We start from the raw sequence: 22,366 nt of genomic DNA, 5'->3' as shown, positions 1-22,366 counted from the left end.
TCCTCGAGTCGGTCCGAAGACCTGGCACCCAAGGCGCATTCATCAGGATAGCCAGCTCGGTCCGACTCCCAGCACACACAAGGGAGTCACGTGATGGCTACGCATGCCCTCGAAGCGGTCGACCTGGTCAAGACGTACCCGGCCGGCCGCAAGAAACCACCCCTCCGCGCGCTCGACGGTCTCACCTTCAGCGTTCCCGACGGCGTCGTTCTCGGCCTGCTCGGTCCGAACGGCGCCGGCAAGTCGACTACCGTCAAGATCCTCACCACGCTGTCCCGGGCCGACTCCGGTACGGCGCGCGTGGTCGGGTACGACGTCGACCGCTCGCCGGACCAAGTACGGCGTTCGATCGGCTACGTACCGCAGAAGTCCAGCTCCGACCCGATGGCGACCGGAGTGGAGAACCTCGTGCTCAGCGGCCGGATCTACGGCCTGTCCCGGCCTTCCGCGGTACGCCGGGCCGCCGAACTGCTGGCGCGGTTCGACCTGACCGAGGCCGGCGACCGTCCGGTGAAGACCTACTCCGGTGGGATGCAGCGCAAGCTCGACGTCGCCCTCGGCCTGGTCCACCGGCCGCGGGTGCTGTTCCTCGACGAACCGACCACCGGCCTCGACCCGGAGGCGCGCGCCGACCTGTGGAACGAGGTCGGCCGGCTGTCCGGCGACGAAGGCCTGACCGTGTTGCTCACCACGCACTACCTGGAGGAGGCGGACCGGCTGGCCGATCAGCTCGCCATCGTCGACCACGGCAGGATCGTTGCCGAGGGCACCCCGGAGGCGCTGAAGGCCGAGCTGCGCGGCGACTCCGTGCAGGTCGAACTGGTCTCGCCGGACCTCGACGGCACCGTCCGTACGATGCTCGGCCAGCTGCCCGGTGTCGGCGCGATCGTTGTCGAGGGCAACGTACTGCGGGCTCGGGTCGACCACGGTGCGACCGCGGTTCCCGCCGTACTGGGAGCCCTTGAGGACAAGGCGGTTCCGGTCACCGCGGTGACTGTGTCACGGCCGTCGCTGGATGACGTCTATCTGCGGTATACGGGCCGTTCGTTCCGGGTTGAGGAGAAGGCGGCGTGATGACCACTCTTACTGCAACCCTTCCGGCCACGGCTCCGCGCCGTACCGGGTTCCTTGCCCACACTCGCCTGATCACGGGCCGTTGGCTGCGGGCGTCGTACCGGCAGCCGGCGTTGATCGCGTTCACGCTCATCCAGCCGGCGATCTGGTTGCTGCTGTTCGGTCAGCTGTTCAAGGGCGTCGTGAACATCCCGGGCTTCAGCGACTCGTCGTACATCGCGTTCCTCACCCCTGGCATCGTGATGATGACCGCGCTGATGACCAGCGGCTGGGCCGGTACGACGTTCATCGCCGACATGGAACGCGGAGTGATGGATCGGATGCTCGCGTCGCCGGTCAGCCGCGGTGGGCTGATGGCCGGGCAGCTGATCAGCAACGCGACCACGACACTGATCCAGACCATCCTGGTGTTCGCGATCGGCATCGCCGCCGGCGCGCGGTACCACGGCGGTGCGGCCGGTTACCTGGTGACGATCGGGGTGTCGATGCTGGTCGGGATCGCGTTCGGCTCGCTGTCGAACGCGGTGGCGCTGCTGACCCGGCAGCAGGAGGCGCTGATCGGGATCTTTCAGTTCGTCTCGCTGCCGCTCACCTTCATGTCGTCAATCATGATCGACCCCGCGGTGGCGCCGCACTGGGTGAACGTGGCGGCTCGCTTCAACCCCGTCGACTGGGCGGCGATCGCTGCCCGCCAAGCCCTGGCCGCCGACCCGGACTGGTCCTCGGTGCTACGCCACAGCGCCTACCTACTCGCCTTCACCCTCCTCGTCGGCTGGCTCTCAACCCGAGCCTTCCGCACCTACCAACGCTCCGTCTGACCCCGATTGCCCTCGCCGACATCAGCCGGCGGGGGCTTCGGCGTACTCTCCCTCCCCTTCCCTTCTTCTTTCCTTCCCTTCCCGCTCAGTGGGCGAGGGCTTCGGCGTACCAAGGCTTGATCACTCCATCGATCAGCGCCAAGCGCTCGTCAAAGGGGATGAAGGCGGACTTCATCGCGTTGATCGCAAACCAGCGGAAGTCGGCCAACCCGTAGTCGAACGCATCCGCGAGAAGGGTCAGCTCGCGACTCATCGACGTACCGCTCATCAGGCGATTGTCGGTATTGACCGTCACCCGGAAGCGCAGCTTGGTGAGCATCCCGATCGGGTGATCCGCGATCGACTCGGCCGCGCCGGTCTGCAGGTTGGAACTCGGGCACATCTCCAGCGGAATCCGCCGATCCCGCACGTACGCCGCCAGCAGCCCGAGCTCGGCCTTCTCACCAGCCGCGTCATAGGTGATGTCGTCGATGATCCGTACGCCGTGGCCGAGCCGGTCGGCGCCACACCACTGGATCGCCTGCCAGATCGACGGCAGGCCGAACGCCTCGCCCGCGTGGATGGTGAAGTGCGCGTTCTCGCGCTGCAGGTACTCGAAAGCGTCCAGGTGCCGGGTGGGCGGGTACCCCGCCTCCGCGCCGGCGATGTCGAACCCGACCACCCCCGCATCCCGGTACGCGACCGCCAACTCCGCGATCTCCCGGGACCGAGCCTTGTGCCGCATCGCCGTCAGCAACTGCCGAGCCACGATCGGCCGCTCCGCGACCGCCATCCCGTGCTCGAACCCTTCCCCGACCGCATCCACGACCTGCTCAAGCGTCAGCCCAGCAGTCAGGTGCTGCTCCGGCGCATACCGCACCTCGGCGTACACCACCCCATCCGCGGCCAGATCCTGCACACACTCACTGGCCACCCGCTTGATCGCCTCAGCGTTCTGCATCACCGCAACCGTGTGATCAAACGTCTCCAGGTACCGCTCGAGCGACCCCGAATCCGCCGACTCGACAAACCACTCCCCGAGCTCCCCCGCATCAGTCCGCGGCAACCGATGCCCAATCTCCCGCGCCAGCTCCACCACAGTCCCCGGCCGCAACCCACCATCCAAATGGTCATGCAGCAAAACCTTCGGCGCCGCCCTCAACAACTCCCCACTAATCATCCAGCCATCTTCGCAGCCCTCCCCCCGATCTGGCTCAGCCTGCCCCGCGATGCCCTGCAAAGGCCGTCGTGTCGTCCGCGTGGAGTCAGAAAACCTGACGGAATGAATGACAAGACCCCGCGCTTCGAGAGCGCGCCAGCCCGAACCTCCTTGCCCGCCTGGTATCCAGACCTGCTCGACAGCGTCTCCGAGGATGTCGCCACTGGTCATCGGCGCGCTGTCACAGCCGCCAACCAGGAGATGCTGATGAGCTACTGGTCGATCGGGCACAAGATCCTCGACCGACAGCATGAGGAGGGCTGGGGCAGCAAGGTCATCGACCGCCTGTCCACCGACCTCAAGGCCCGCTTCCCCGGCGCAACCGGATACTCACCGCGGAACCTGAAGTACATGCGCGCGTTCGCCGCCGCTTGGCCGGATCCCGCATTTGTGCAACGCGGCATTGCACAATTGCCGTGGCGTCATCACGTGGCCCTGCTGGAGAAGCTTCACGATCCCGAGCACCGGCTCTGGTACGCCGCGGCCGCAGTCGAGCGTGGCTGGAGCCGGGACATCCTCGCGCTCCACATCGAAGGCCGCTTCCATGAACGTGCCGGCAAGGCGGTGACCAACTTCGCGACGGCGATGCCGCCTTAGCAGTCCGACCTTGCCCAGCAGGCGACTCGTGATCCCTACCTGTTCGATTTCCTCGGCGCGACCGACGGCTGGCGGGAGCGGGAGGTGGAGAAGAAGCTGGTCGAGCATGTCGGCAAGTTCCTGCTCGAGCTCGGACAGGGGTTCGCTTTCATCGGGCAGCAGGTGCGGCTCGAGCTCGAGGGTGAGGAGTTCTTCTGCGACCTGCTCTTCTACCACCTCGAGCTGCGGTGCTACGTGGTGATCGAGCTCAAGGCCGTGAAGTTCGACGCATCGTTCCTGGGCCAGCTCGGTCTGTACATGGCCGTCGTCGACGACGTACTCGCGAAGGACGGTGACAAACCGACCATCGGTCTGCTGCTCTGCCGCAACAAGAAGCAGGTCGTCGCGGAGTATGCCCTGAAGGGTTTCAAAGCGCCGATCGGAGTCGCGGAGTGGACGAGCGCGATCAACAAGTCGCTGCCCGAGGAGTTCCAGTCGGCACTGCCAAGCGTTGCCGAGTTGGAGGCTGAGCTGACCTCCGCGACCGACGACGACTGACCGGTAGCCAGGGTGCACCCTCAATTCCCGGGCGGGAATTGAGGGTCGCCGGCGCAGAACGCACCGTTGGGGTGTGGAGACGATGAAGAGTTATCACCTGCGGTACGGCGGCGGGCTTGAGAGTCTGCGGTTGCGTGAACATGCTGTGCCGGAGCCTGGTTCGACTGAAGTGCTGGTGCGGATGCGAGCTAACTCGCTTAGCTCGCGTGAGCTGAATATTCTGCGGGGCCGCTATCCGCTGCCGGTGGGCGACGACATCATCGCGGCGTCCGATGGAGCTGGCGAGGTGGTCGCGGTGGGGTCTGCGGTCGACCGGTTCCAGGTCGGGGATCGGGTCATGGGGGTTGTGTTTCAGCGGTGGTTCGACGGGCGGTTCGACTTTGCGCGCGCGGATCAGTTGGGTGGTTCGCTCGATGGGCTGTTGACGGAGTACGCCGTACTCGATCAGGAAGGCGTCGTACCGATTCCCGGGCATCTGACGTACGAAGAGGCGGCGACGCTGCCGTGTGTGGCGGTGACCGCGTGGAACGCGTTGGTCGGCGGGCAGGGGCTGGTGCCTGGCGAACATGTTCTGACCCTGGGGTCGGGTGGGGTGTCGTTGTTCGCGTTGCAGTTGGCCAAGGTGCTCGGGGCTCGGGTGATCGCGACGGCCGGCAGCGACGAGAAGGCGGCGCGGTTGACCGAGCTCGGTGCCGATGCCGTCATCAACCACACCATCACCCCGGACTGGGCGAAGCAGGTACGTGAACTGACCGACGGCCGCGGCGTCGATCATGTCGTGGACGTCGCCGGCTCTCTGAACGAATCGCTGCGTGCCGTCGCTACCGGGGGCGAGATCGCTTTCGTCGGTTCACTGGGCGGCGCCGACCCGATCGACGCCCGGCTCCTCTTCACGTCCGCCGCGACCCTCCGCCCGATCGCCCTCGGCCACCGAGCACACTTCGAGGCGATGAACGAAGCGATCGCCCAAGCTGAGCTGCACCCGGTCATCGACCGGGTCTTCCCCTTCGACGAAACCACCGCCGCCTTCCGCTACTACTTCGACGGCGGCGGGTTCGGCAAGATCGTGATCACGCACTCGACCTGATCAGGCGGGGCAGCGGGCGAGTTGGCCGGGCGGTGGGTGGGTTGGCCGGGCGGTGGGCGGGTTGGCTGGGCGGTGGGCGGGTTACGTGGGCGGGTTAGGCGCGGTGGGCGGTTAGGCGGGGTGGATTCGGAAGACGGGGACTCCGGGGGCGATGTGGTGGAGGACCTCGTCGGGGGAGTCTTTGGTGACGTCGCCGCTGAAGAAGGTGCCGACTTCCCAGGCCCACTTCTTGAGGTAGAGGCGGAGCATCGGGATCTTGTCGGCGTCGGCGATCTCCTCGGCGCGGAACGTCTCGACCTTGCGGCCGAGTTGGAGGCGGGCCTCGTTGGTCGCGCGGAGGTTCTTCACCCACTGGGTGTGGCCGCGAGGCGCGACCAGGTAGCGCTGGCCCTCGAGGACCAGCAGGTTGACCGGGGTGCTGCGCCACTCGCCGGACTTGCGGCCGCGGACCGAGAGGACCCGGCTGCCCATCAGGCTCACGCCGAGCTTGGTGAGGCGGGCGACGATCCGGTTGAAGACCCGCATGCTGCCCTCGGCCGCGGTGATCACGCGCTTGCTGTCGTAGGTCTGCTTGTACTCCGGCATCGTCGTACCTCTCCTGATCCGCGAGAGCGGTGCTCTCTGTTGTGATCAGTGAACACCGGAGCAGTGCTCACTGTCAAGAGCACTGCTCTCGATTTTATGGCACACTGACGTCATGAACGCTGGACGCACCGCACGCGAGCGAGCCCGGGCCGAGCTGTCCGACGAGATCAAGGCGGTCGCCCGGCGGCAACTCGCGACGGTCGGAGCACAGGGGTTGTCGCTGCGCGCCGTCTCCCGGGAGCTCGGGATGGTGTCGTCGGCGATCTACCGGTACTTCCCGAGCCGCGACGACCTCCTGACGGTGCTGATCATCGACGCGTACGACGCCCTGGGCGAAGCAGCCGAGGCAGCCGCCGTGAAGTCCGGCGCAGCGTTCGCAGTCCGCTCACCGGAGACACCGGACACGGGCCTGGCGGACACAGGGTCGGGGAGCGTTGGATCGGCGGACGCGGGGGCGACACTGGCCACGGAGTCGGCGGAGGTGGCGTCGAACCCGCAGGGTGCGGAGGTGGCGTTGGAGGCGCAGGGTGCGGAGGCAGCGCGGGAGGCGCAGGGTGCGGAGGCGGCGCGGGAGGCGGTTGCGGGGGATCGGGAGGCTGCGCCGGGGGCGGGGGCTTGGGATGTGTTGGAGACGTGGGGGGCTGTGTTTGCGGCTGTTCGGGACTGGGCTCGGGCGAATCCGCAGGAGTACGCGCTGATCTACGGGTCGCCGGTGTTGGGGTACCAGGCGCCGCAGGCGACGGTGCAGCCTGCTGTTCGGGTGCCGATCTTGATCCTCGGACTTCTGCAGCAAGCCGACGCGGAGGGCCGGCTGGTGCCGCCTGACGACGCTCCCGAGCCGGACGGCGTCTTGGCGAGCCAGGTCAACGTACTGGTCGGGTTGGCGCCCGGCGTCCCGCCGAGGGTGCTGTTGCGGATGGTGATCGTGTGGACGCAGCTGTTCGGGATGATCAACTTCGAGTTGTTCGGTCAGCTGGTCGGGTCGATGGACCCAGCGGACGAATTCTTCGCGTCCGCGACCAAGCAAATGGCCACCTTCGTCGGTCTCAGCTGAAGGCCTTGGGCAGTGGGATGTCGACCGCGCGCGTGATCCGGCGGACGTAGTCGTCGCGCGGGATCGCGATCGCGCCGAGGGTCGCCAGGTGATCCGTGACCCATTGGATGTCGAGGACGCGATCGGCGGCGTGCTCGTCGTCCAGCAGCTCGATCAACCCCGCGACAGCGGCCTTCGAGCCGTCGGTCTTGTGGTGGAACATCGACTCACCGGCGAACAGCCCGCCGATCGCGACGCCGTACAGACCGCCCGCCAGTTCGTCACCGTCCCAGGCCTCGACCGAGTGCACCCAGCCGAGCCGGTGGAGTTCGGTGTACGACGCGATGATCTCCCGGTCGATCCACGAGCCTGGCCGGCGCGGATCGGCACACGCGCGGATGACCTGGTCGAACGCCGTGTTGACCCGGATCTCGAACTTGCTCCGCGCCCGCCGTACCGTCCGTGACGGCCGATACCCCGCCACCTCGATCACCCCACGATCGACCGGCGACCACCACAGCACCGAGCCGCGATGGTCCGGCATCGGGAACAGACCCCGTCGGTACGCCGCCAGCACGGTCCCCGGCGCCAGGTCCGCACCGCCCGCGACCACGTCACTCGCCCCGGCAACCCCGACCGGCGGAAACTCCCACACAGAAGCAGCAGGCTCGACAGGCACACCACCATCCTGGACCACGCCCGATCGCGCCCGCCGCCGAGGGGACATCAAGAAACCGGCGAGAGCTAGGGGACACCCGGGGATTCTCCCGAGTGGCGGGGTACCGGAAGCCACGTAGAGTTGAAGCACGCCCAGGCTTCCGGACGCGGGGGAGGGCGGGAAGGAGCACCGTGGCCGGAGTAGCCAGGTTCGTCGCCAGCAGTCTTGCGCCCGCCGCGCAGCGGTTCGCCCCGCAGGCCGCGGCGGGTGTGCTGCGCCAGATTCTCGAAGTCGCGATCGACGGATACCAGCGGTTCCCCGGCGCCGAGCAGGTCGCGGAGAGCAAGCTGATCCGGTGCGAGGGCGACGCGCAGCTCGCCGTCGATGCGGTGATCGACCAGCACATCCGGCTGGCCGGCGTCCAGGGATTCGCCACCGGACTCGGCGGCCTTGTCACCCTGCCGGTCTCACTGCCCGCGAACCTGACCGGCATCGCGATCGTCCAGGCTCGGATGGTCGCCGCGATCGCACACCTGCGCGGCTACGACCTGGACGACCCGCGCGTCCGCACCGCGGTCATCACCTGCTTGCTCGGCGAGGAGGGCATTGCCGACCGGATCAAGAAGTCCAGCCTCGTGTCGTCCCCGATGGCGATCGCGACCGCCCCGGTGTTCGACCCCGAGCTGGATCGTCAGGTCTCCGGCGAGGTCGTCGGCGAGCTGATCGCCCGGATCAGCGGCAAGAAGATGGCTCTCACGGTCACCCGTCGCATCCCGCTGCTTGGTGGCGTGGTCGGCGGCGGCGTCGACGGCTGGTCGACGTACCGGGTTGGTCAGTACGCCGACAAGAGCCTGGTACGCCGGATCCGCCGTCCGATCGAGCCGTGATCGCCGCACGCGTTGGAGGGTGAACGCCGCGTGGTAGCGCCGTTCTGGGGACCGACGCTCGACTGTCCGGATCCATTGGAACTGGGCGAGTTCTACCAGCGCGTGGCCGGTGGTGAGTTGGCCGTCGTACACGAGGCGTTTGTCGAGCTGCGGTTCGAGACGTTCAGCATCGGCTTCCAGCGCGACCTCAACTACCGGGCGCCGACCTGGCCGGAGCCGCGGGTGCCGCAACAGTGCCACCTGGACTTCATGGCGGAGGACCTGGACGCCGAGCAGGCTCGCGTGATCGAGGCCGGCGCGACGCCGACCGCCGTACAGCCGGGGCCCTCCGTCTTCCGCGTGTTTCTCGATCCCGCCGGGCACCCGTTCTGCCTGACCACTTGGCGTACGCCGAGCGGTCCACCGGAATCGCGCTGATCGTCAGCCTCCGGCCGGCTCGAGGTTGCGTCTCGTCAGGGGCAGACGCGTCCGGGTCTCCTCATCAGCTGGTGTCTCGATGAACAGCAGCAGATCCGGATGCGCGGGCAGGGCGAACTCGGTGACCGTGAGGTGCAGCTCGCCGGCCACCGGGTGCACGACCTGGCGCGGCCGCGGTGTGCAGGCGGCGACCTCATGACGCGACCACAGCTGAGCGAACTCGGGACTCAACGCTCGCAGTCGCTCCAGGTCCGTCTCCCAATCGGGGTCGCCGACGTGTTCGCCGTACGCCGATCGCAGCCGGCCGACGAGATACGGGACCTCCGTGTCGTAGTTCAGCAACTGATTGCGCGCGGTCGGCTCGGTGACGATGCACCAGAGCAGGTTCTTGTGGATGCAGGGCAGTTCGTGCCAGTCGTGGAAGAGGTCGGCGAACGCCGCGTTCGTCCGGATGATGTCGAAGCGGGTGTTCGTGATCACCGCCGGCAGCGGGTCGAGTGAGTCGAGGATCTCGGCGAAGACCGTCTCGTTCGCACAAACACTCGGCTGCGGCGGTCGCGCCGGAGTCGCCTCGGCCAGGCGGTAGAGGTGCTCGCGCTCGATCTCGCTGAGCCGGAGCGTCGCCGCCACCGCGTCGAGCACCTGCCCGCTGGCGTTGATCGGCCGCCCCTGCTCGAGCCAGGTGTACCAAGTCACGCCGACCCCGGCGAGCTGCGCCAACTCTTCCCGCCGCAGCCCCGGCGTACGACGACGCCCACCAGCAGGCAGGCCGACATCCTCGGGCGCCACCCGAGCCCGCCGCGCCTTCAAAAACTCCCCGAGCTCACCCCGGTGCGTACTCACCCACCCATCCTCACCACGCCCACCGACAGTTTCAGCCGGCTAGGGCTTGGACTACTCGGCTTGCTGATGGCTTGCCGAGTTGTTCGGCCATCCAGGTGCTGGTGGTGACTAGTTTTTGCAGGTCTATGCCGGTTTCGATGCCTAGGCCGTCGAGCTGCCACAGGAGGTCTTCGGTGGCGAGGTTGCCGGTGGCGCTTTCGGCGTACGGGCAACCGCCGAGGCCGCCTGCGGAGCTGTCGACGGTGGTGACGCCGGCTTGTAGCGCGGTGAGGGTGTTGGCCAGAGCCTGGCCGTAGGTGTCGTGGAAGTGCACGGCCAGCTTGTCGACGCCGACCCCGGCGGCCTGGAGGGCGGCGATCAGCGCGGTCACCTGGCCCGGTGTCGCGACCCCGATCGTGTCGCCGAGGGACAGCTCGTGGCACCCGAGGTCGACCAGCCGCGCGCCGACCTTCACCACCTGATCGATCGGTACGTCGCCCTCCCAGGGGTCGCCGTAACACATCGACACGTACCCGCGGACGGTCAGCCCTTCGGCCAACGCACGCTGGATCGTCGGGGTGAACATCGTGAACTGGTCGTCCAGAGTCGAGTTCAGGTTCTTCGCCGCGAAGGTCCCGGTCGCGCTGGCGAAGATCGCGATCTCACGGACACCGGCGGCGAGGGCACGGTCGAGGCCACGTTCGTTCGGCACGAGGACAGGCGCGCGTACGGCGGCCGGCAGGTCGAGCCGCTCGAGCAGTTCGGCGGCGTCGGCGAGCTGCGGGACCCATTTCGGGTGCACGAAGCTGGTGGTCTCGACGGTCGTCAGGCCGGCGTCCACCAGCCTGTTGATGAACTCGGCCTTCACCGCGACGTCGACGATCGCCGACTCGTTCTGCAGACCGTCGCGCGGGCCGACCTCGTAGATCGTCACCCGGTCGGGCAGTCCGTCGGCCTTCACCAGCTGGGGCTTCCGCATGTATCGCCTCCGTGCGTGAGCGTAGCGCGGGGTCTCCGCGAGAATGGCTCGTGATGACAACTCTTGCTGACATTCTGCGTGCCGTCGAACGCGGCGTCTTCCCGCCCCCGGACCTCAGCATCACCGTCGTCCCGGCGCCGTCGGACCGCGAGTCCTGCGTGGTCGCGTTCACCGCCCACATCGTGATCGCTGCCGACGTCACCCCGGCCTGGGTCGCCGAACGCGTCCCACCGGGCGACCTCTCCGCCCCGACGAACCCGCCGTTCCTCGCGGCGCTCGAAGAAGCGACCGGCCGCCGCGTGAACGCCCTCGACGCGATGCTGCTCGCGCCGGCGCTCACCGATCCCGCTGACCGCACCGCGGCAACCACCAGCCTGACCGAACTCACCGACCACGACGACCACCCTCGCGTCGAACGCGCGTGGCGCTACCGCGACGACGTCCACGTGTACGGCGACCAGTACGGCGGACTCGTGCTCACCGGGCGAGGTCTGGCCGGCCGCCTCGAGTGCGCACTCGAGGTCCCCGAACAGTCCCGCGGCAAAGGCCACGGCCGCCGCCTCGCCACCGCCGCCCGCGCCCTCATCCCCGCGGACGCCCACATCTGGGCGCAGGTCACCCCCGGCAACGCGGCCTCGTTCCGCACGTTCCTGGCCGCCGGCTACAAACCCGTAGGCTCCGAGGCGTTGCTGGTCAAGTGACGGGACCGTGAACAACGTGCGGATTGTTGCTGACGGCACCTAATCCACACCTGTGGACAAACCTGGGGAAACCGCGGATCACGACGTACGGCGGTGGTAGGTGTGCGGCTCGTCGGCGTAGAAGTTCCCGCGGTAGAGGCCGCGAATGATCTCGGCTTCGTACCCGTCGAGCTCGGGCATACCGAGGTCACGGGCGATCGCCAGCTCGGCGTGGGCGTCGTACGGGACGCGGACGAACTGGATCGAGAACAGCGCCGGATCGGGTGAATCCGGGACGCCTTCGAGGATCGTGTAGACCGGGGTCGGGTCGTCGAGGCTGTTGCCGACCGAGCCGATGTTGAACAGGGTGCGGCCGAGGTCGACCTCGTAGAACGGATCGTGGGTGTCGGCGTACCCGACGACGCTCGGAATCGGACCGTCACCGGTGGCCTCGGTATTCGCGAACATCTCGACGTACTCCGCTTCGTCGTGGTCGAACCGGACTCGCCGGTGAACGCTCGTCGACGACGCGTGGAACAGCCGGATCTGCCGGCCGCTGAGCAGGAAGTCGTGACAGAAGGGCAGTCCGCGGAGCCAGGCCCACTGGTCCTCACGCAGCTCCTTCTTCCACCAGCGCAGGCCTTCACTGTCGTGCTCGCGATCCGGATCCGGCAGGAAGTCGTCCCAGTTGCCGAGGATGTTCACCTCACACACCTCACGGCACCGATCCACCGCCGCCTGCCCGCGCGGCCCCTTGCCGACGTAGTCGCCGAGGTTGAAGATCCGCTCGATCCCCCGCCGCTCGATATCCGCCAGCACCGCCTCCAGCGCGGTCAGATTGCCGTGCACGTCCGAGATCAACGCGATCCGCTCAAGCCCCATGGTCGTCATGCTTCCACCCTGCCGCACCCCACCGACAACGATTTACGGCGGGGCGGGGGCCTGTGGATAACTTCCGCGGCGGTCGGTGGAATTTTGTCAACCTTGTCGTCGTGAGGTTTTCAGCCGACAGAACGGGGAGCGGGATGAGTGAGAGCGACGAGAAGTCACCTTTCGGGCCGGGGTTCGTGGCGGCGTGCATCGTCATCGGCGCGGTGCTGGTTTGTGGCGTCCTGCTCCTCGTCAGCGGCCGGGGCGCGGATCACGCCGACGCATCCGGACGTACGACGCACTCCTCGACGAACGGCGGTCCCGCGGGTACGTCGGGGTCCGGCTCTAGCTCGGGGTCCGGCTCTAGCTCGGGGTCCGGCTCCAGCACCGGCACCGGCTCCGGCACCGGCTCCGGCGAGAAGGCTGCTGAGCCGGCTGGCCCTCAGCCGGGGACGGGTTCAATCGCCGCCGGGAGCAGTTGTGGTCTACCTGACGGGGATCAGGCGGTGCCGAGCCAGGCACCGGTGACTGGCAACTGGGAGATCAGTCGGCGAACCGCCGTACCTCGATCGGACGCCTTCGGACCGGCCAAGACCGACACCGACGGGTTCCGGCGATGCTTCGCCCACTCGCCGACGGGCGCGCTCTTCACCGCCTACAACGCAGTCGCCGCGCTGGCAGATCAGCGGCAAGCCATCCCGACCGTCCAGAAGCTGATGGTCCCCGGCGCCAACACCGACGCGCTGATCCAGGAGTTGCGCAAGGAGAGTCCGTCGACCGACTCGTCCGTGACCCAAGTGGCCGGCTTCCGGATCCTCGACGCCGATCACGACCGGGCCACCATCATGCTCGCGACCCCGGTCGAGTCGGCGTACATGAGCCTCACCCTCACGCTCGTCTGGCACGCCGGCGACTGGCGGGTGCAACCCCCGCTGCCCGGCAACCCGGTCGGCGCGCCGTTCTCCCAACACAGTGATCTCGACGATTTCGTCGCTTGGAGTGGTGTCTGATGTGTGGACCAACTGAGATGACCTGTCACATCGCCAACGGCTTCGGGACTGTCGCCGCCAACGGCCTCAAGGAGTTGACGAAGGCGATCGGCAACTCCGCACTGGACGCGATGAACGGCGTGGCGACGTTCTGGATCAAGGAGCCCTCGCCGACGCTGGTCGTCGGCGCCGACACCCAGAATCCGGCGAACAGCGCGATCGTGGAGTTCCTGCAGAGCAACGTGCTGTGGGTGGCGGGGGCCATCTTCACCATGGCGGTGCTGGTGGCGGCCATCCGGACTGCCTGGGAGCAGCGCGCGCAACCGCTCCAACAGTTGCTCAGGGCAACACTCTTGTTCGTCGCCGTCAGTGCTGCCGGTGCGGCGACCCTGCAGTTGCTCACCCAGTGGTCGGACGAGCTCGCCGAGGGCATCATCACCTCGGTGCATCCGGACGCCACGACTCTCGGGCCGGCGATGGGCGCCCTGGTGTTGCGCGGCAGCGCGGGGATGTTGACAGGCGATCAGGCGGCCAGCCTGATGACGATGCTGATCGGGGTGTTCGTCGTCATCGCGGGACTGATTCAGGTCGTCCTGATGGTGATCCGGTCGGCGATGCTGATCCTGCTCGCGGGCACGTTCCCCCTGGCGGCCGCCGCGACCAATACCGAGATCGGCCGGTCCTGGTTCAAGAAGTACTGCGGCTGGGCGCTGGCGTTCCTCGCGTACAAGCCGGCCGCGGCACTCATCTACGCCGCCGCGATGCGGATGAACGAGCTCGACGTCGGGCAGTCCAGCAACACCTTCGTGCAGACCGCCACCGGCCTCATGATGCTGTTCCTCGCGATCTTCGCCCTGCCGGCGCTGCTGCGCTTCATGGTTCCGGTGACCGCGGCGGTCGCCGGTGGTAGCGCAGGTATGGGCGCCGCGGCCGCAGACCCCGGCGGCATGGCGACCGGTGCGGTCAACATCGGACGGTCGGCGATGGGTCGGTTCGGTGGATCGGGTGGCTCCGGCGGTGGTGCGTCGGGTGGTGGTGGCGGTGCGTCCGGCGCGATTGCAGCCGGCCCGGCGGGTGCGGGCGTGGCCGCGGCAGGAGCTGCGGTCAACGGCGCTCGCAAGCTGGCAGGCGGTGTTGCGGGGGCAGCCGCTCACTCGGCCGGCGAGGCGGGCGGTGGGTCGGTCACGCCAACCTCGTCATTCGGGCCGATGTCACGAGGTGGGTCCAGGTCCTCCGGAGCGCGGTCGTCCGGATCGGGTTCCGCCGGTGCGTCGTCGGACTCACGCTCGTCCGGTTCGGGACCGGCCGGCTCGTCGGTGAGCGCTAAGTCGGGGAGCGGAGCCGCGGCGCAGCAGCGCATCCCTGAACCGGCGGGGCCGAGCGGTGGGTGGTAGGCGCTCCAGTCGCACCGCACTAGACCGGATCACAGGCTCATCAGTTTGGCGGCTGGGTCCGGCTTGTACGGCGCAGGTCCTGAGGCGTGTTTCCACAGCCTGGTTGGGGTCGCGGTACGTGGGTTACGCTCGGGAGGCTTGCGGTTGGGGATCGATCTGTAGCCGAAAGGTCACCCCGTGTAGCGAAGTGACCTAGTCAGCTAATAGAGTCCGCGCATGACCATCGCGCCTTCGCTTTGCTCGCCCCTAGCGCTCGCCGATGCAGAACCCACTCGCGCCGCCGAACCCTGGGAAAGCGACGTGATCAGCGCGTACGGCCTGCTGCGTGAAGCAGCGGCCGAACTCGATCACCTGATGCGTCATTCCCTGAAGCGCAGTGGTCTGCAAATGGCAATGTTCGAACTGTTGCTGCGGCTTGCCCGTAGCCACGGAGAGAAGCAGCGTCTTACGTCCCTCGCCCGGGAGTTGACCGTCACCACCGGCGGCATCACCCGGCTCGTCGACCGTGCCGAGAACCTCGGCCTGGTTCGCCGGGAGCCGTGTCCCGATGACGCCCGCGGTTCGTTCGCGGTTCTGACCGAGGAGGGAAAGCGGCGGTTGCGCGAAGCACTGCCGGACCACCTCCTCGAGATCGACAGCCTCTGGATGTCCCAGCTGGCCGACGATCGGGACGCCGTACTCGGCAACCTCCGACGGGTTCGGGACAACGCCCGCCGCTGGCCGAACGGCCGGCCGGGCCTGGGGCCGATCACACCTGACCGGATCTGAATCAGCCACTCACAACTGGATAAGCATTACCCGCGACTAACGAATGGGGCGCTCGACTGGTGTCGGGCGCCCCGCCGCGTAATGGTTGAGAGGTGAAACAACCAGCCGACGAGGCGCGGACGAAGTTCCCAGGCGGTCCTGGTCTTGGCGAGGCGGGCGGCGGCGGGACGGCTGGGCGGTCCCGGCAGGTGACGCGGTGGCGCGGAGCCTTGGGTGGCGTGCTTGCGGCGATGGCCGGCCTGGCGGCGGGGAGTGTCGCGGCGGGACTTCTCGGTACGTCGCAGACGCCCGTGGTGGCGATCGGGTCGGCGTTCATCGATCGGGTGCCGCCGTGGTTGAAGGATCTGGCGATCTCGTGGTTCGGGACGCATGACAAGACGGCTCTGCGGACCGGGATCCTGGTCGTCCTGCTCCTGCTCGCGGCACTCGGCGGGGTTCTCGCCGTACGGCGCTATTGGGCCGGCGCTCTGATCGTCGTCGTACTGGCCGGGTCGGCTGTGGTGGCCGCGATGACCCGGGCGGACGCGGGGCAGACCGGGTTCCTGCCGTCGGCGGTCGCCGGGATCACGGCCTTGCTGGTTCTGCGGCTGTTCAGCAAACGACTCGAGCCACTCATCGACTTCCCCGAGGACGGCACCAGCCGCCGGGGGTTCCTGCAGTTGTCGGCCGGGGTCGCGCTCGGGTCGGCGGCAGTGGGCTTGCTCGGACGAGTGGTCAGCGGCAACCGTGCCGCGGTCGCGGACGCGCGGAAGGACCTGCAGCTCCCCCAGCCGCCCACCCTCGACCCGCCGGCCGGCGTGCAAGCCGAGGGTGCGACGCCGTGGGCTACGCCGAACGACGACTTCTACCGCATCGACACCGCGCTGTCCGTGCCGCAGATCCTGCCGTCGGACTGGAAGCTGCGCATCCACGGCATGGTCGATCGCGAGCTCCAGTTCAGCTTCGACGACCTGCTCAAGCGCCAGGTGGTGCACAAGTGGGTCACGCTCACGTGCGTGAGCAACGAGGTCGGCGGCGACCTGATCGGGAACGCTCTCTGGTCCGGCGTACTCCTGAAGGACCTGCTCGAGGAGGCCGGCCCGTCCAGGGACGCCGATGCGATCCAGTCGATGTCGAAGGACGGATTCACCGCCGGTACGCCGCTGAGCACGCTGCTCGATGACCGCCAGGCGATGCTCGCGTTCGCGATGAACGGTCAGCCGTTGCCGGTCGAGCACGGTTTCCCGGTGCGGATCGTCGTACCCGGGCTGTACGGCTACGTGTCGGCGACGAAGTGGCTGGTGGACATCGAGGTGACGCGGTTCGACCAGTTCGAGGCGTACTGGACGCCGCGCGGGTGGTCTGAGCTCGGGCCGATCAAGTTGTCGTCGCGGATCGACGTACCGTTCGGGAAGAAGGTGACGGCGGGTCCGGTGACCGTGGCCGGGGTCGCGTGGGACCAGCACGTCGGCGTGTCCAAGGTCGAGGTCCGCGTCGATGGGGGCCCTTGGCAACAAGCGACACTGGCGACCGACGCCTCGATCGACACTTGGCGGCAGTGGCACTGGACCTGGGACGCGTCGCGAGGCACGCATCTCCTGCAGGTACGGGCGTTCGACGACAAGGGCAACGCGCAGATCGAGGCCTCGGCACCGCCCGCGCCGAACGGCTCGACCGGCCTGCACACCGTCAGCGTGAAGGTCGACTGACCGCCGCGAGGACCATCGGCAGGAAGGTGTGCTCGAGCGACCCCGCCGGGACTTTCCGAGGCTCAAGCAGACTCTGTGAGCGCGCGCCCTCGTGCAAGGCGATCACCAGCCGGACGAACTGCTCCGGCGGCACGCTGAAGGTCACCCCGCTCGTCTCGGAGATCTCCTCGACCAACCGCGTCAGGCTGGCCCGGAACATCGCCCGCTGCTCGTTGAGCGCCCGCGCCGCCTCCGGATGCCGGAGCGCGTGCAGCGTGAACTCGGTCGAGATCAGGTGCCACTGCTTCTGGTCCGGCGCCGCCTCGTCGAGCAGTCCCAGCACGGCGTCCAGCAGCGTGCCCGGCTGATTCGCGAGCTCCGGCAGCAGCGCGGCGATCTGCTCCAGCAGGCGGTCGGTGGTTGCCTGGAAGAGCGCGAGTACCAACTCGTCCTTGGACGCGAAGTTCGAGTAGAACGCGCCGCGCGTGAAGCCGGCCCGGTCGCAGATGTCCTCCACCGAGGCCCCGTGGAATCCACGCTCGGCGAAGACCTCGAGGGCGCCTTCGAGCAGGCGGGCCCGGGTGTTGGAGCGGCGGCGCTTGGGCGTTTCCATACGAGTAGGATACAGTTCTGTATTGAATACACAACCGTATTGAACGGGGAACTGGGATGCAGCTCGAGGCCACCGGGATCAGCGTGCGTGGTCCACACGCACCGATGCTGGACACCACGTCGGTGCGGGTCGCCGACCATCAGGTGGTGCTGCTGGCGGGCTACCCGGGTCCGGGGCACGTCGCGGCCGCACTCGGGCTGTCCGGGCGTCTCAAGCCCGACACTGGCTCAGTCCGGCTCGACGGGAAGGCGGACGCGGCACTGCTGCGTCAGAAGATCGCTGTGGTCGACGCACCTGGGATCACTGAGCCGGACGACGCGCTGCCGGTTCAGACCATCGTGGGTGAGGAGCTGGCGATCGCGGGTCGCAAGGCCGGCCGGAAGGCCGTGGTCGAGTGGCTCACCGAGCATGACGCGGCGGAGCACGCCGGCAAGCGGTTCGAGCATCTCCCGGTCGCCGCACGGACCAGACTGCTTGCCGAGCTGACGGCGGCACGGCAGGACGTGAAGCTGGTCATTCTGACGATGCCGGACCGGCATGGTGGGGATCCGCATGAGTGGTACGCACTCGGCCGCGACCTGGCGTCCCGTGGGTACGGCGTGATCATCACCTGCGCTGATGCCTCCGCACGGCTGCTCGGTGTGCCGGCTGCACAGCTGGGCTCCCAAGATCAGCCAGAGCCTGTGCAGGTAGCGCCCATCGCGCCAGTCGAACCCATTACCCCGATCGAGACATCCGACGTACCGGTTGTTGAGGAGAAGACGGCGTGACCGCGATCAGGATGGCTTTGAGTGAGCTGCGGAGGCTGACTGCTGGGCGGTTGCCCAAGCTGGCCGTGGTCGCTCTGCTGCTCGTGCCGGTGCTGTACGGCGGTCTCTACCTCTACGCCAACCACGACCCGTACGGACGCCTCGACAAGATCCCGACCGCGGTCGTCGTGGAGGACGCCGGTACGACGCTCTCCACCGGCGAGAAGCTCAACGTCGGACCGCAGGTGGCGGACGAGCTGGTGAAGTCGAACAGCTTCGACTGGCACCGCGTCGACCTCGCGGATGCGACCGCTGGAGTGTCGGACGGGAAGTACGAGTTCGCGCTGGTGCTGCCGAAGTCGTTCTCCGCCGACCTCGCGTCGAGCGCCGACTTCACACCACGGCAGGCGCAGCTCGAGCTGCTCACCAACGACGCCAACAACTACATCGCCCACACCATCGCGAACCAGGTCGTCGCTCAGGTGACCAAGACTGTCGCGTCGCAGGTGAGCGAGACCGCGGCGAGCAAGCTGCTGGCCGGGTACAGCACGATCCACACGCAGATCGGCCAGGCATCCGCGGGCGCCGCTCAGCTCCAGAGCGGTCTGACCAGCGCAGCGACCGGTGTCACCAAGCTCCAGACCGGCGCGAGCCAGCTCAACGCTGCGCAGAAGCAGCTGTCCGCCGGCGCCTCCAAGCTGGCCAGCGGTGCCACGCAGGCGCAACAGGGTGCGGCCAAGCTGCAGACCGGCGCCGGCCAACTGGACGACGGACTGGGCACGCTCAAGCGGAAGACTGCGACTCTGCCGAAGCAGACCAAGACGCTTGCCACCGGCGCCGATCAGGTGGCCGACGGGAACGAACAGATCGCCGGAGTCGGCCGTCAGGTCGCGACCGCTTCCAGCACGCTGGTGAAGGATCTGAGCACTCTTGACTCCGGTCTCGCGGCGCGACTGAAGGCCGACGGCTTCAGCCAGCATCAGATCAACCAGGTGCTGGCCGAGACCGCCAAGCTGCGCGCACCGGTCGTCCGTGCAAACACGCAGGTCCAGTCGACGTCCAAGCAGCTCAACCAGCTGGCCACGGGCGCTCGGAAGGTGTCCAATGGCGCGGCGGCGCTGGCCAAGGCAACACCGGCACTCACAAACGGGATCAGTACGGCAGCCAACGGCGCGCACCAACTGAACACGGGAGCGGGACAGCTGAAGACCGGCCTCACCAGCCTGCAGACCGGCGCTCAGCAGCTCGCGACCGGTGAGAAGCAGGCAGTGGCCGGACAGGGGCAGCTGCTGACCGGTGTGAACAGCCTCGCCACCGGAGTCACCCAGCTGAAGACCGGTGCGACCCAGCTGAACACTGGACTGGCCAACGGCGTAAAGCAGATCCCCAATCCGTCCGCCGACCAGCGCAAGGCGGTGGCTGAGACGCTCGGCGCACCCGTGACGCTGCAGAACGTCTCACAGGCGACGGCGGACAGCTATGGTGCCGGGCTGGCTCCGTTCTTCCTCAGCCTGGCCTGCTGGATCGGTGCGTACGTACTGTTCCTGCTGGTCCGGCCGCTGTCCCCGCGGGCGCTGGCCGCGCTGCAGTCGCCGTTCCGGGTCGCGCTGGGCGGTTGGTTGCCTCCGGCCCTCTTCGGGGCGATCCAGGCGACGCTCGTCTTCGCCGCGGTGAGCATCGGCCTCGGCATCGACGCGGCGCACCCTTGGTTGACGGTCGGGTTCCTGATCCTGACGTCATTCACCTTCGTCGCGATCCTGCACGCGTTGTCCGCGTGGTTCGGCGCGGTCGGGAAGTTCCTCGGCTTGGTCCTGATGGTGATCCAGCTGGTCAGCGCCGGCGGCACGTTCCCGTGGCAGACCATCCCCGAACCGCTCTACTTCTTCCACCACGCCCTCCCCATGAGCTACGCCATCGACGGCGTCCGCCACCTCATGTACGGCGGCCCCAGCACCTCCCTCGGCCGCGACCTCCTCGCCCTGGCCGCCTGGTTCGCCGTAGCCCTCGCCGCGTCGACGTTAGCCGCCCGCAAACACCGAGTGTGGGCCGCCAAGAAGCTCCAACCAGAACTCGCGCTCTAGCTGCCCACCGGCAGCCGGGCCGGGGTGATCTGAGCAGCGCCGGCCCCCAGCGGACGGCTCGTCCAGGGTGCTGGGACAGGACCCGGTGCGCTCAGACGGCACCTGTGGGCTCGGCCAGGAACCGGTGGGCTCGCACAGCACGTGGTGGGCTCGCACAGCACGTGGTGGGCTCGCACAGCACGTGGTGGGCTCGCACAGCACGTGGTGGGCTCGCACAGCACGTGGTGGGCTGACACAGCACATGGTGGGCTGCCACAGCATGTGGTGGGCTGGGCGTGGAACTCGTGGGCTAGGACGGGAACCGGTGGCCGGGGACAGGTTATTGCCTGTCTCAGCCCACCAGTTGGTGTTCGAACCCCCGTGAGCTGTCGGTCGGCGCGCATGGCCCTGCGCTTTCCGGAGGATTCTGGTCACCTGGCGCAGATTTGTTTCCGAAGATCCGAGCCGCCGTAGGACGCGTGGGCAGATCCAGTACCTCTAGCTGTTCATGAAGGTGGTTGTGCGGGTGAGCAGCTGGGTGGTGGTGGGTTGGTCGAAGTAGGTGATTAGGGCTTCGTAGGCGCCGGATTCGGCGGCTGGGGGGTCTACTGCGTAGCCGTAGTAGCCGTCGGTGTAGCCGATGACTCGGGTGATGGGGTGGGTGCTGTCGGCTTGGAGGCGGGCGCCGTGGGCGGCGAAGAGTTCGACGGGGAGGTTGACCCAGCAGACGTCGCCCATGGTGACGACGCTGACGGGCAGTTCGAGAGACTCCGGCAAGGAAGCGGACGCCATCAGGGCTTGGCCGCGGGCGCCTTCGAGGCGGGATTGGGAGATGCGGCCGGATGGGTCGTCGCCGCCGTTCAGCCGGCCCTCCGCGACGGCTACGAGCTCCGCGGCCTCGTCGGCCGATGGGATGGCGCGGACCGGCAGGTCGAGCGTCGTACGGCGAATGGCCGGTGCCGACTGCGGTAGCTCCAGGCCCGGCCGGGCCAGCGCCTCGCGGACGCGTCCGGCCATCAGACCCCCCAGCCGGGCGACCTCGGCGGCACCGCGGCCCTGGCGGGTGAACCGTGGACTCACGTCACCGGCGGCGCCCTGCAGGAACCCGACCACAGCCGGAGCGAGCGCGGCACGGGCGGCACCCGGCCAGTCGGCGGAGTACTGCAGGTTCTCCGGGCCGTAGGTGGTCGGGTGGCAGGCGAAGTCCAGCAGGACCGCCTTGAGCGAACCGTCCGTTCCATGCAGCGCGAGGATGCCGGCCGTGTTGTCGTGCGGACCGGTGCGACTATGCCGGTTGGTGCCGACCCCGATCACCTCGATCGACCGCCACGACGCCCTCACCGGCCGGCGCTCGAGCCTGGCGCCGCGGACCGAGGACTGCAGCGCGTGGACGATGTCACACTCCCGCTCCGCCGGAATGACCGGGTGAATCTGCCCGGTCCAGCCGGACGGGCCGGAGTGCGTGTGTGAGGCGGACACCACCACGTGTGACGGTGGGATGCCGGCCGCGGCGCCCGCTGCCGCGGACAGTTCGGCGGTGAGCTCCTTGCCGACGGCAATCGCGTCCAGAGTCAGCCACAGCACCCCAGGGTCGTCCGCCGTACTCAGCCAGATGATGGTGGCCCGGAGTGGGTCTGCGGTACCGGTCGCGCCACCGGCTCGGGCGGCATAGCCGTCCATTCGGTGGCCGGGGGGCGGGGTGACGTCCAGGGACGTCGCGGCCAGGAGGAGGTCGGTCACGTAACGGCTCCAGTCGCGGCCAGGAGGAGAACGGTCACTTGCGGGCTCCAGCGGTCGTACCGGTACTGATCTGACGGTGGAACGCTCGGCTAACCGCCAGCACCGGAGTAGTGAAATGGTCAATCCGGCCAACAGCCCCGAGAA

At 68.1% G+C, this 22,366-nt stretch carries 22 protein-coding genes and 1 pseudogene; 15 read left to right on the top strand and 8 right to left on the bottom strand.

Features of this window, described 5'->3' with window-relative positions; all coding sequences use genetic code 11:
• Positions 1 to 93 precede the first annotated feature (93 nt).
• A complete protein-coding gene (locus tag AB0E63_RS21300; RefSeq protein WP_360368668.1) occupies positions 94 to 1,074 on the top strand; it encodes an ATP-binding cassette domain-containing protein in 981 nt (326 codons plus the stop codon).
• Positions 1,074 to 1,892: an ABC transporter permease gene (locus AB0E63_RS21295; RefSeq protein WP_360368665.1), complete on the top strand. Its 819-nt coding sequence runs from the start codon at positions 1,074 to 1,076 to the stop codon at positions 1,890 to 1,892. The genes AB0E63_RS21300 and AB0E63_RS21295 overlap by 1 nt, the downstream gene beginning before the upstream one ends.
• An 85-nt stretch (positions 1,893 to 1,977) precedes the next feature.
• Here the strand turns inward: AB0E63_RS21295 and AB0E63_RS21290 are convergent, their stop codons facing one another.
• Complete coding sequence (locus tag AB0E63_RS21290) at positions 1,978 to 3,051, bottom strand: adenosine deaminase (RefSeq protein ID WP_360368663.1); 1,074 nt, start codon at positions 3,049 to 3,051, stop codon at positions 1,978 to 1,980.
• Here AB0E63_RS21290 and AB0E63_RS21285 point away from each other — a divergent pair.
• The 3 genes and pseudogenes from AB0E63_RS21285 (at position 3,004) to AB0E63_RS21275 (ending at position 5,311) form a co-directional block, all read left to right on the top strand.
• Positions 3,004 to 3,687 carry a DUF1016 N-terminal domain-containing protein gene (locus AB0E63_RS21285; RefSeq protein ID WP_360368660.1) on the top strand — a complete coding sequence of 228 codons (684 nt, stop codon included), beginning with the start codon at positions 3,004 to 3,006 and terminating at the stop codon, positions 3,685 to 3,687. The genes AB0E63_RS21290 and AB0E63_RS21285 overlap by 48 nt on opposite strands.
• Before the next feature lie 27 nt (positions 3,688 to 3,714).
• Positions 3,715 to 4,224, top strand: a pseudogene (locus AB0E63_RS21280) (PDDEXK nuclease domain-containing protein); the annotation flags it as partial.
• 82 nt (positions 4,225 to 4,306) lie between these two features.
• Positions 4,307 to 5,311 carry an NAD(P)-dependent alcohol dehydrogenase gene (locus AB0E63_RS21275; RefSeq protein WP_360368768.1) on the top strand — a complete coding sequence of 335 codons (1,005 nt, stop codon included), beginning with the start codon at positions 4,307 to 4,309 and terminating at the stop codon, positions 5,309 to 5,311.
• Between the two features lie 111 nt (positions 5,312 to 5,422).
• Here AB0E63_RS21275 and AB0E63_RS21270 read toward each other — a convergent pair whose 3' ends face one another.
• The gene (locus AB0E63_RS21270; protein WP_360368657.1) at positions 5,423 to 5,896 is read right to left on the bottom strand and encodes a nitroreductase family deazaflavin-dependent oxidoreductase; all 474 of its coding nucleotides are present in this window, start codon (positions 5,894 to 5,896) and stop codon (positions 5,423 to 5,425) included.
• Between the two features lie 112 nt (positions 5,897 to 6,008).
• On the opposite strand from AB0E63_RS21270, the gene AB0E63_RS21265 reads away from it, so the two are divergent.
• Entirely contained in the window at positions 6,009 to 6,950 is a 942-nt protein-coding gene (locus AB0E63_RS21265) for a TetR/AcrR family transcriptional regulator (protein ID WP_360368654.1), read from the top strand.
• Here the strand turns inward: AB0E63_RS21265 and aat are convergent.
• On the bottom strand, positions 6,943 to 7,608 hold the full coding sequence (gene aat / locus AB0E63_RS21260; protein ID WP_360368651.1) for a leucyl/phenylalanyl-tRNA--protein transferase: 666 nt from the start codon (positions 7,606 to 7,608) through the stop codon (positions 6,943 to 6,945). The two genes, AB0E63_RS21265 and aat, sit on opposite strands and share 8 nt — an antisense overlap.
• 170 nt (positions 7,609 to 7,778) lie before the next feature.
• Here aat and AB0E63_RS21255 point away from each other — a divergent pair, with 170 nt between their 5' ends.
• Positions 7,779 to 8,474 (top strand): EcsC family protein, encoded by a 696-nt coding sequence (locus tag AB0E63_RS21255; protein WP_360368649.1) that lies wholly within the window; start codon positions 7,779 to 7,781, stop codon positions 8,472 to 8,474.
• A gap of 30 nt (positions 8,475 to 8,504) precedes the next feature.
• Positions 8,505 to 8,891, top strand: a complete 387-nt coding sequence (locus AB0E63_RS21250) for a VOC family protein (RefSeq protein WP_360368646.1) — start codon at positions 8,505 to 8,507, stop codon at positions 8,889 to 8,891.
• Between the two features lie 3 nt (positions 8,892 to 8,894).
• On the opposite strand, the gene AB0E63_RS21245 is transcribed toward AB0E63_RS21250, so the two are convergent.
• Together AB0E63_RS21245 and AB0E63_RS21240 are read right to left on the bottom strand one after the other, a co-directional pair.
• Positions 8,895 to 9,734 carry a helix-turn-helix transcriptional regulator gene (locus AB0E63_RS21245; protein ID WP_360368643.1) on the bottom strand — a complete coding sequence of 280 codons (840 nt, stop codon included), beginning with the start codon at positions 9,732 to 9,734 and terminating at the stop codon, positions 8,895 to 8,897.
• A 31-nt stretch (positions 9,735 to 9,765) separates the two neighbouring features.
• Positions 9,766 to 10,692, bottom strand: a complete 927-nt coding sequence (locus tag AB0E63_RS21240) for a hydroxymethylglutaryl-CoA lyase (protein ID WP_360368640.1) — start codon at positions 10,690 to 10,692, stop codon at positions 9,766 to 9,768.
• A 53-nt stretch (positions 10,693 to 10,745) separates the two neighbouring features.
• Between AB0E63_RS21240 and AB0E63_RS21235 the strand changes: the two genes are divergently transcribed.
• The gene (locus AB0E63_RS21235; RefSeq protein ID WP_360368638.1) at positions 10,746 to 11,393 is read left to right on the top strand and encodes a GNAT family N-acetyltransferase; all 648 of its coding nucleotides are present in this window, start codon (positions 10,746 to 10,748) and stop codon (positions 11,391 to 11,393) included.
• Positions 11,394 to 11,471: 78 nt separating this feature from the next.
• Here AB0E63_RS21235 and AB0E63_RS21230 read toward each other — a convergent pair whose 3' ends face one another.
• Positions 11,472 to 12,263, bottom strand: a complete 792-nt coding sequence (locus tag AB0E63_RS21230; RefSeq protein ID WP_360368635.1) for a metallophosphoesterase family protein — start codon at positions 12,261 to 12,263, stop codon at positions 11,472 to 11,474.
• Positions 12,264 to 12,397: 134 nt separating this feature from the next.
• Here AB0E63_RS21230 and AB0E63_RS21225 point away from each other — a divergent pair, with 134 nt between their 5' ends.
• The 4 genes from AB0E63_RS21225 (at position 12,398) to AB0E63_RS21210 (ending at position 17,081) form a co-directional block, all read left to right on the top strand.
• Positions 12,398 to 13,252 (top strand): hypothetical protein, encoded by an 855-nt coding sequence (locus AB0E63_RS21225; RefSeq protein WP_360368633.1) that lies wholly within the window; start codon positions 12,398 to 12,400, stop codon positions 13,250 to 13,252.
• A 17-nt stretch (positions 13,253 to 13,269) separates the two neighbouring features.
• The gene (locus tag AB0E63_RS21220; protein ID WP_360368630.1) at positions 13,270 to 14,625 is read left to right on the top strand and encodes a hypothetical protein; all 1,356 of its coding nucleotides are present in this window, start codon (positions 13,270 to 13,272) and stop codon (positions 14,623 to 14,625) included.
• A gap of 216 nt (positions 14,626 to 14,841) precedes the next feature.
• Positions 14,842 to 15,393, top strand: a complete 552-nt coding sequence (locus tag AB0E63_RS21215) for a MarR family transcriptional regulator (RefSeq protein WP_360368627.1) — start codon at positions 14,842 to 14,844, stop codon at positions 15,391 to 15,393.
• Positions 15,394 to 15,485: 92 nt separating this feature from the next.
• Positions 15,486 to 17,081 (top strand): molybdopterin-dependent oxidoreductase, encoded by a 1,596-nt coding sequence (locus AB0E63_RS21210; protein WP_360368624.1) that lies wholly within the window; start codon positions 15,486 to 15,488, stop codon positions 17,079 to 17,081.
• Here the strand turns inward: AB0E63_RS21210 and AB0E63_RS21205 are convergent.
• Positions 17,062 to 17,673, bottom strand: a complete 612-nt coding sequence (locus AB0E63_RS21205; protein ID WP_360368622.1) for a TetR/AcrR family transcriptional regulator — start codon at positions 17,671 to 17,673, stop codon at positions 17,062 to 17,064. The two genes, AB0E63_RS21210 and AB0E63_RS21205, sit on opposite strands and share 20 nt — an antisense overlap.
• A gap of 56 nt (positions 17,674 to 17,729) precedes the next feature.
• Here AB0E63_RS21205 and AB0E63_RS21200 point away from each other — a divergent pair, with 56 nt between their 5' ends.
• Together AB0E63_RS21200 and AB0E63_RS21195 are read left to right on the top strand one after the other, a co-directional pair.
• Positions 17,730 to 18,443 (top strand): hypothetical protein, encoded by a 714-nt coding sequence (locus AB0E63_RS21200; RefSeq protein WP_360368619.1) that lies wholly within the window; start codon positions 17,730 to 17,732, stop codon positions 18,441 to 18,443.
• Complete coding sequence (locus AB0E63_RS21195) at positions 18,440 to 20,503, top strand: YhgE/Pip domain-containing protein (protein ID WP_360368617.1); 2,064 nt, start codon at positions 18,440 to 18,442, stop codon at positions 20,501 to 20,503. The genes AB0E63_RS21200 and AB0E63_RS21195 overlap by 4 nt, the downstream gene beginning before the upstream one ends.
• Positions 20,504 to 20,980: 477 nt before the next feature.
• Here AB0E63_RS21195 and AB0E63_RS21190 read toward each other — a convergent pair whose 3' ends face one another.
• Positions 20,981 to 22,222, bottom strand: a complete 1,242-nt coding sequence (locus AB0E63_RS21190; RefSeq protein ID WP_360368614.1) for a hypothetical protein — start codon at positions 22,220 to 22,222, stop codon at positions 20,981 to 20,983.
• Positions 22,223 to 22,366: the final 144 nt, after the last annotated feature.

Source organism: Kribbella sp. NPDC026596 (assembly GCF_040638415.1).
In the GTDB taxonomy this organism is placed as follows: Bacteria; Actinomycetota; Actinomycetes; order Propionibacteriales; family Kribbellaceae; genus Kribbella.
This window is presented reverse-complemented; position numbering and strand designations above follow the sequence as displayed.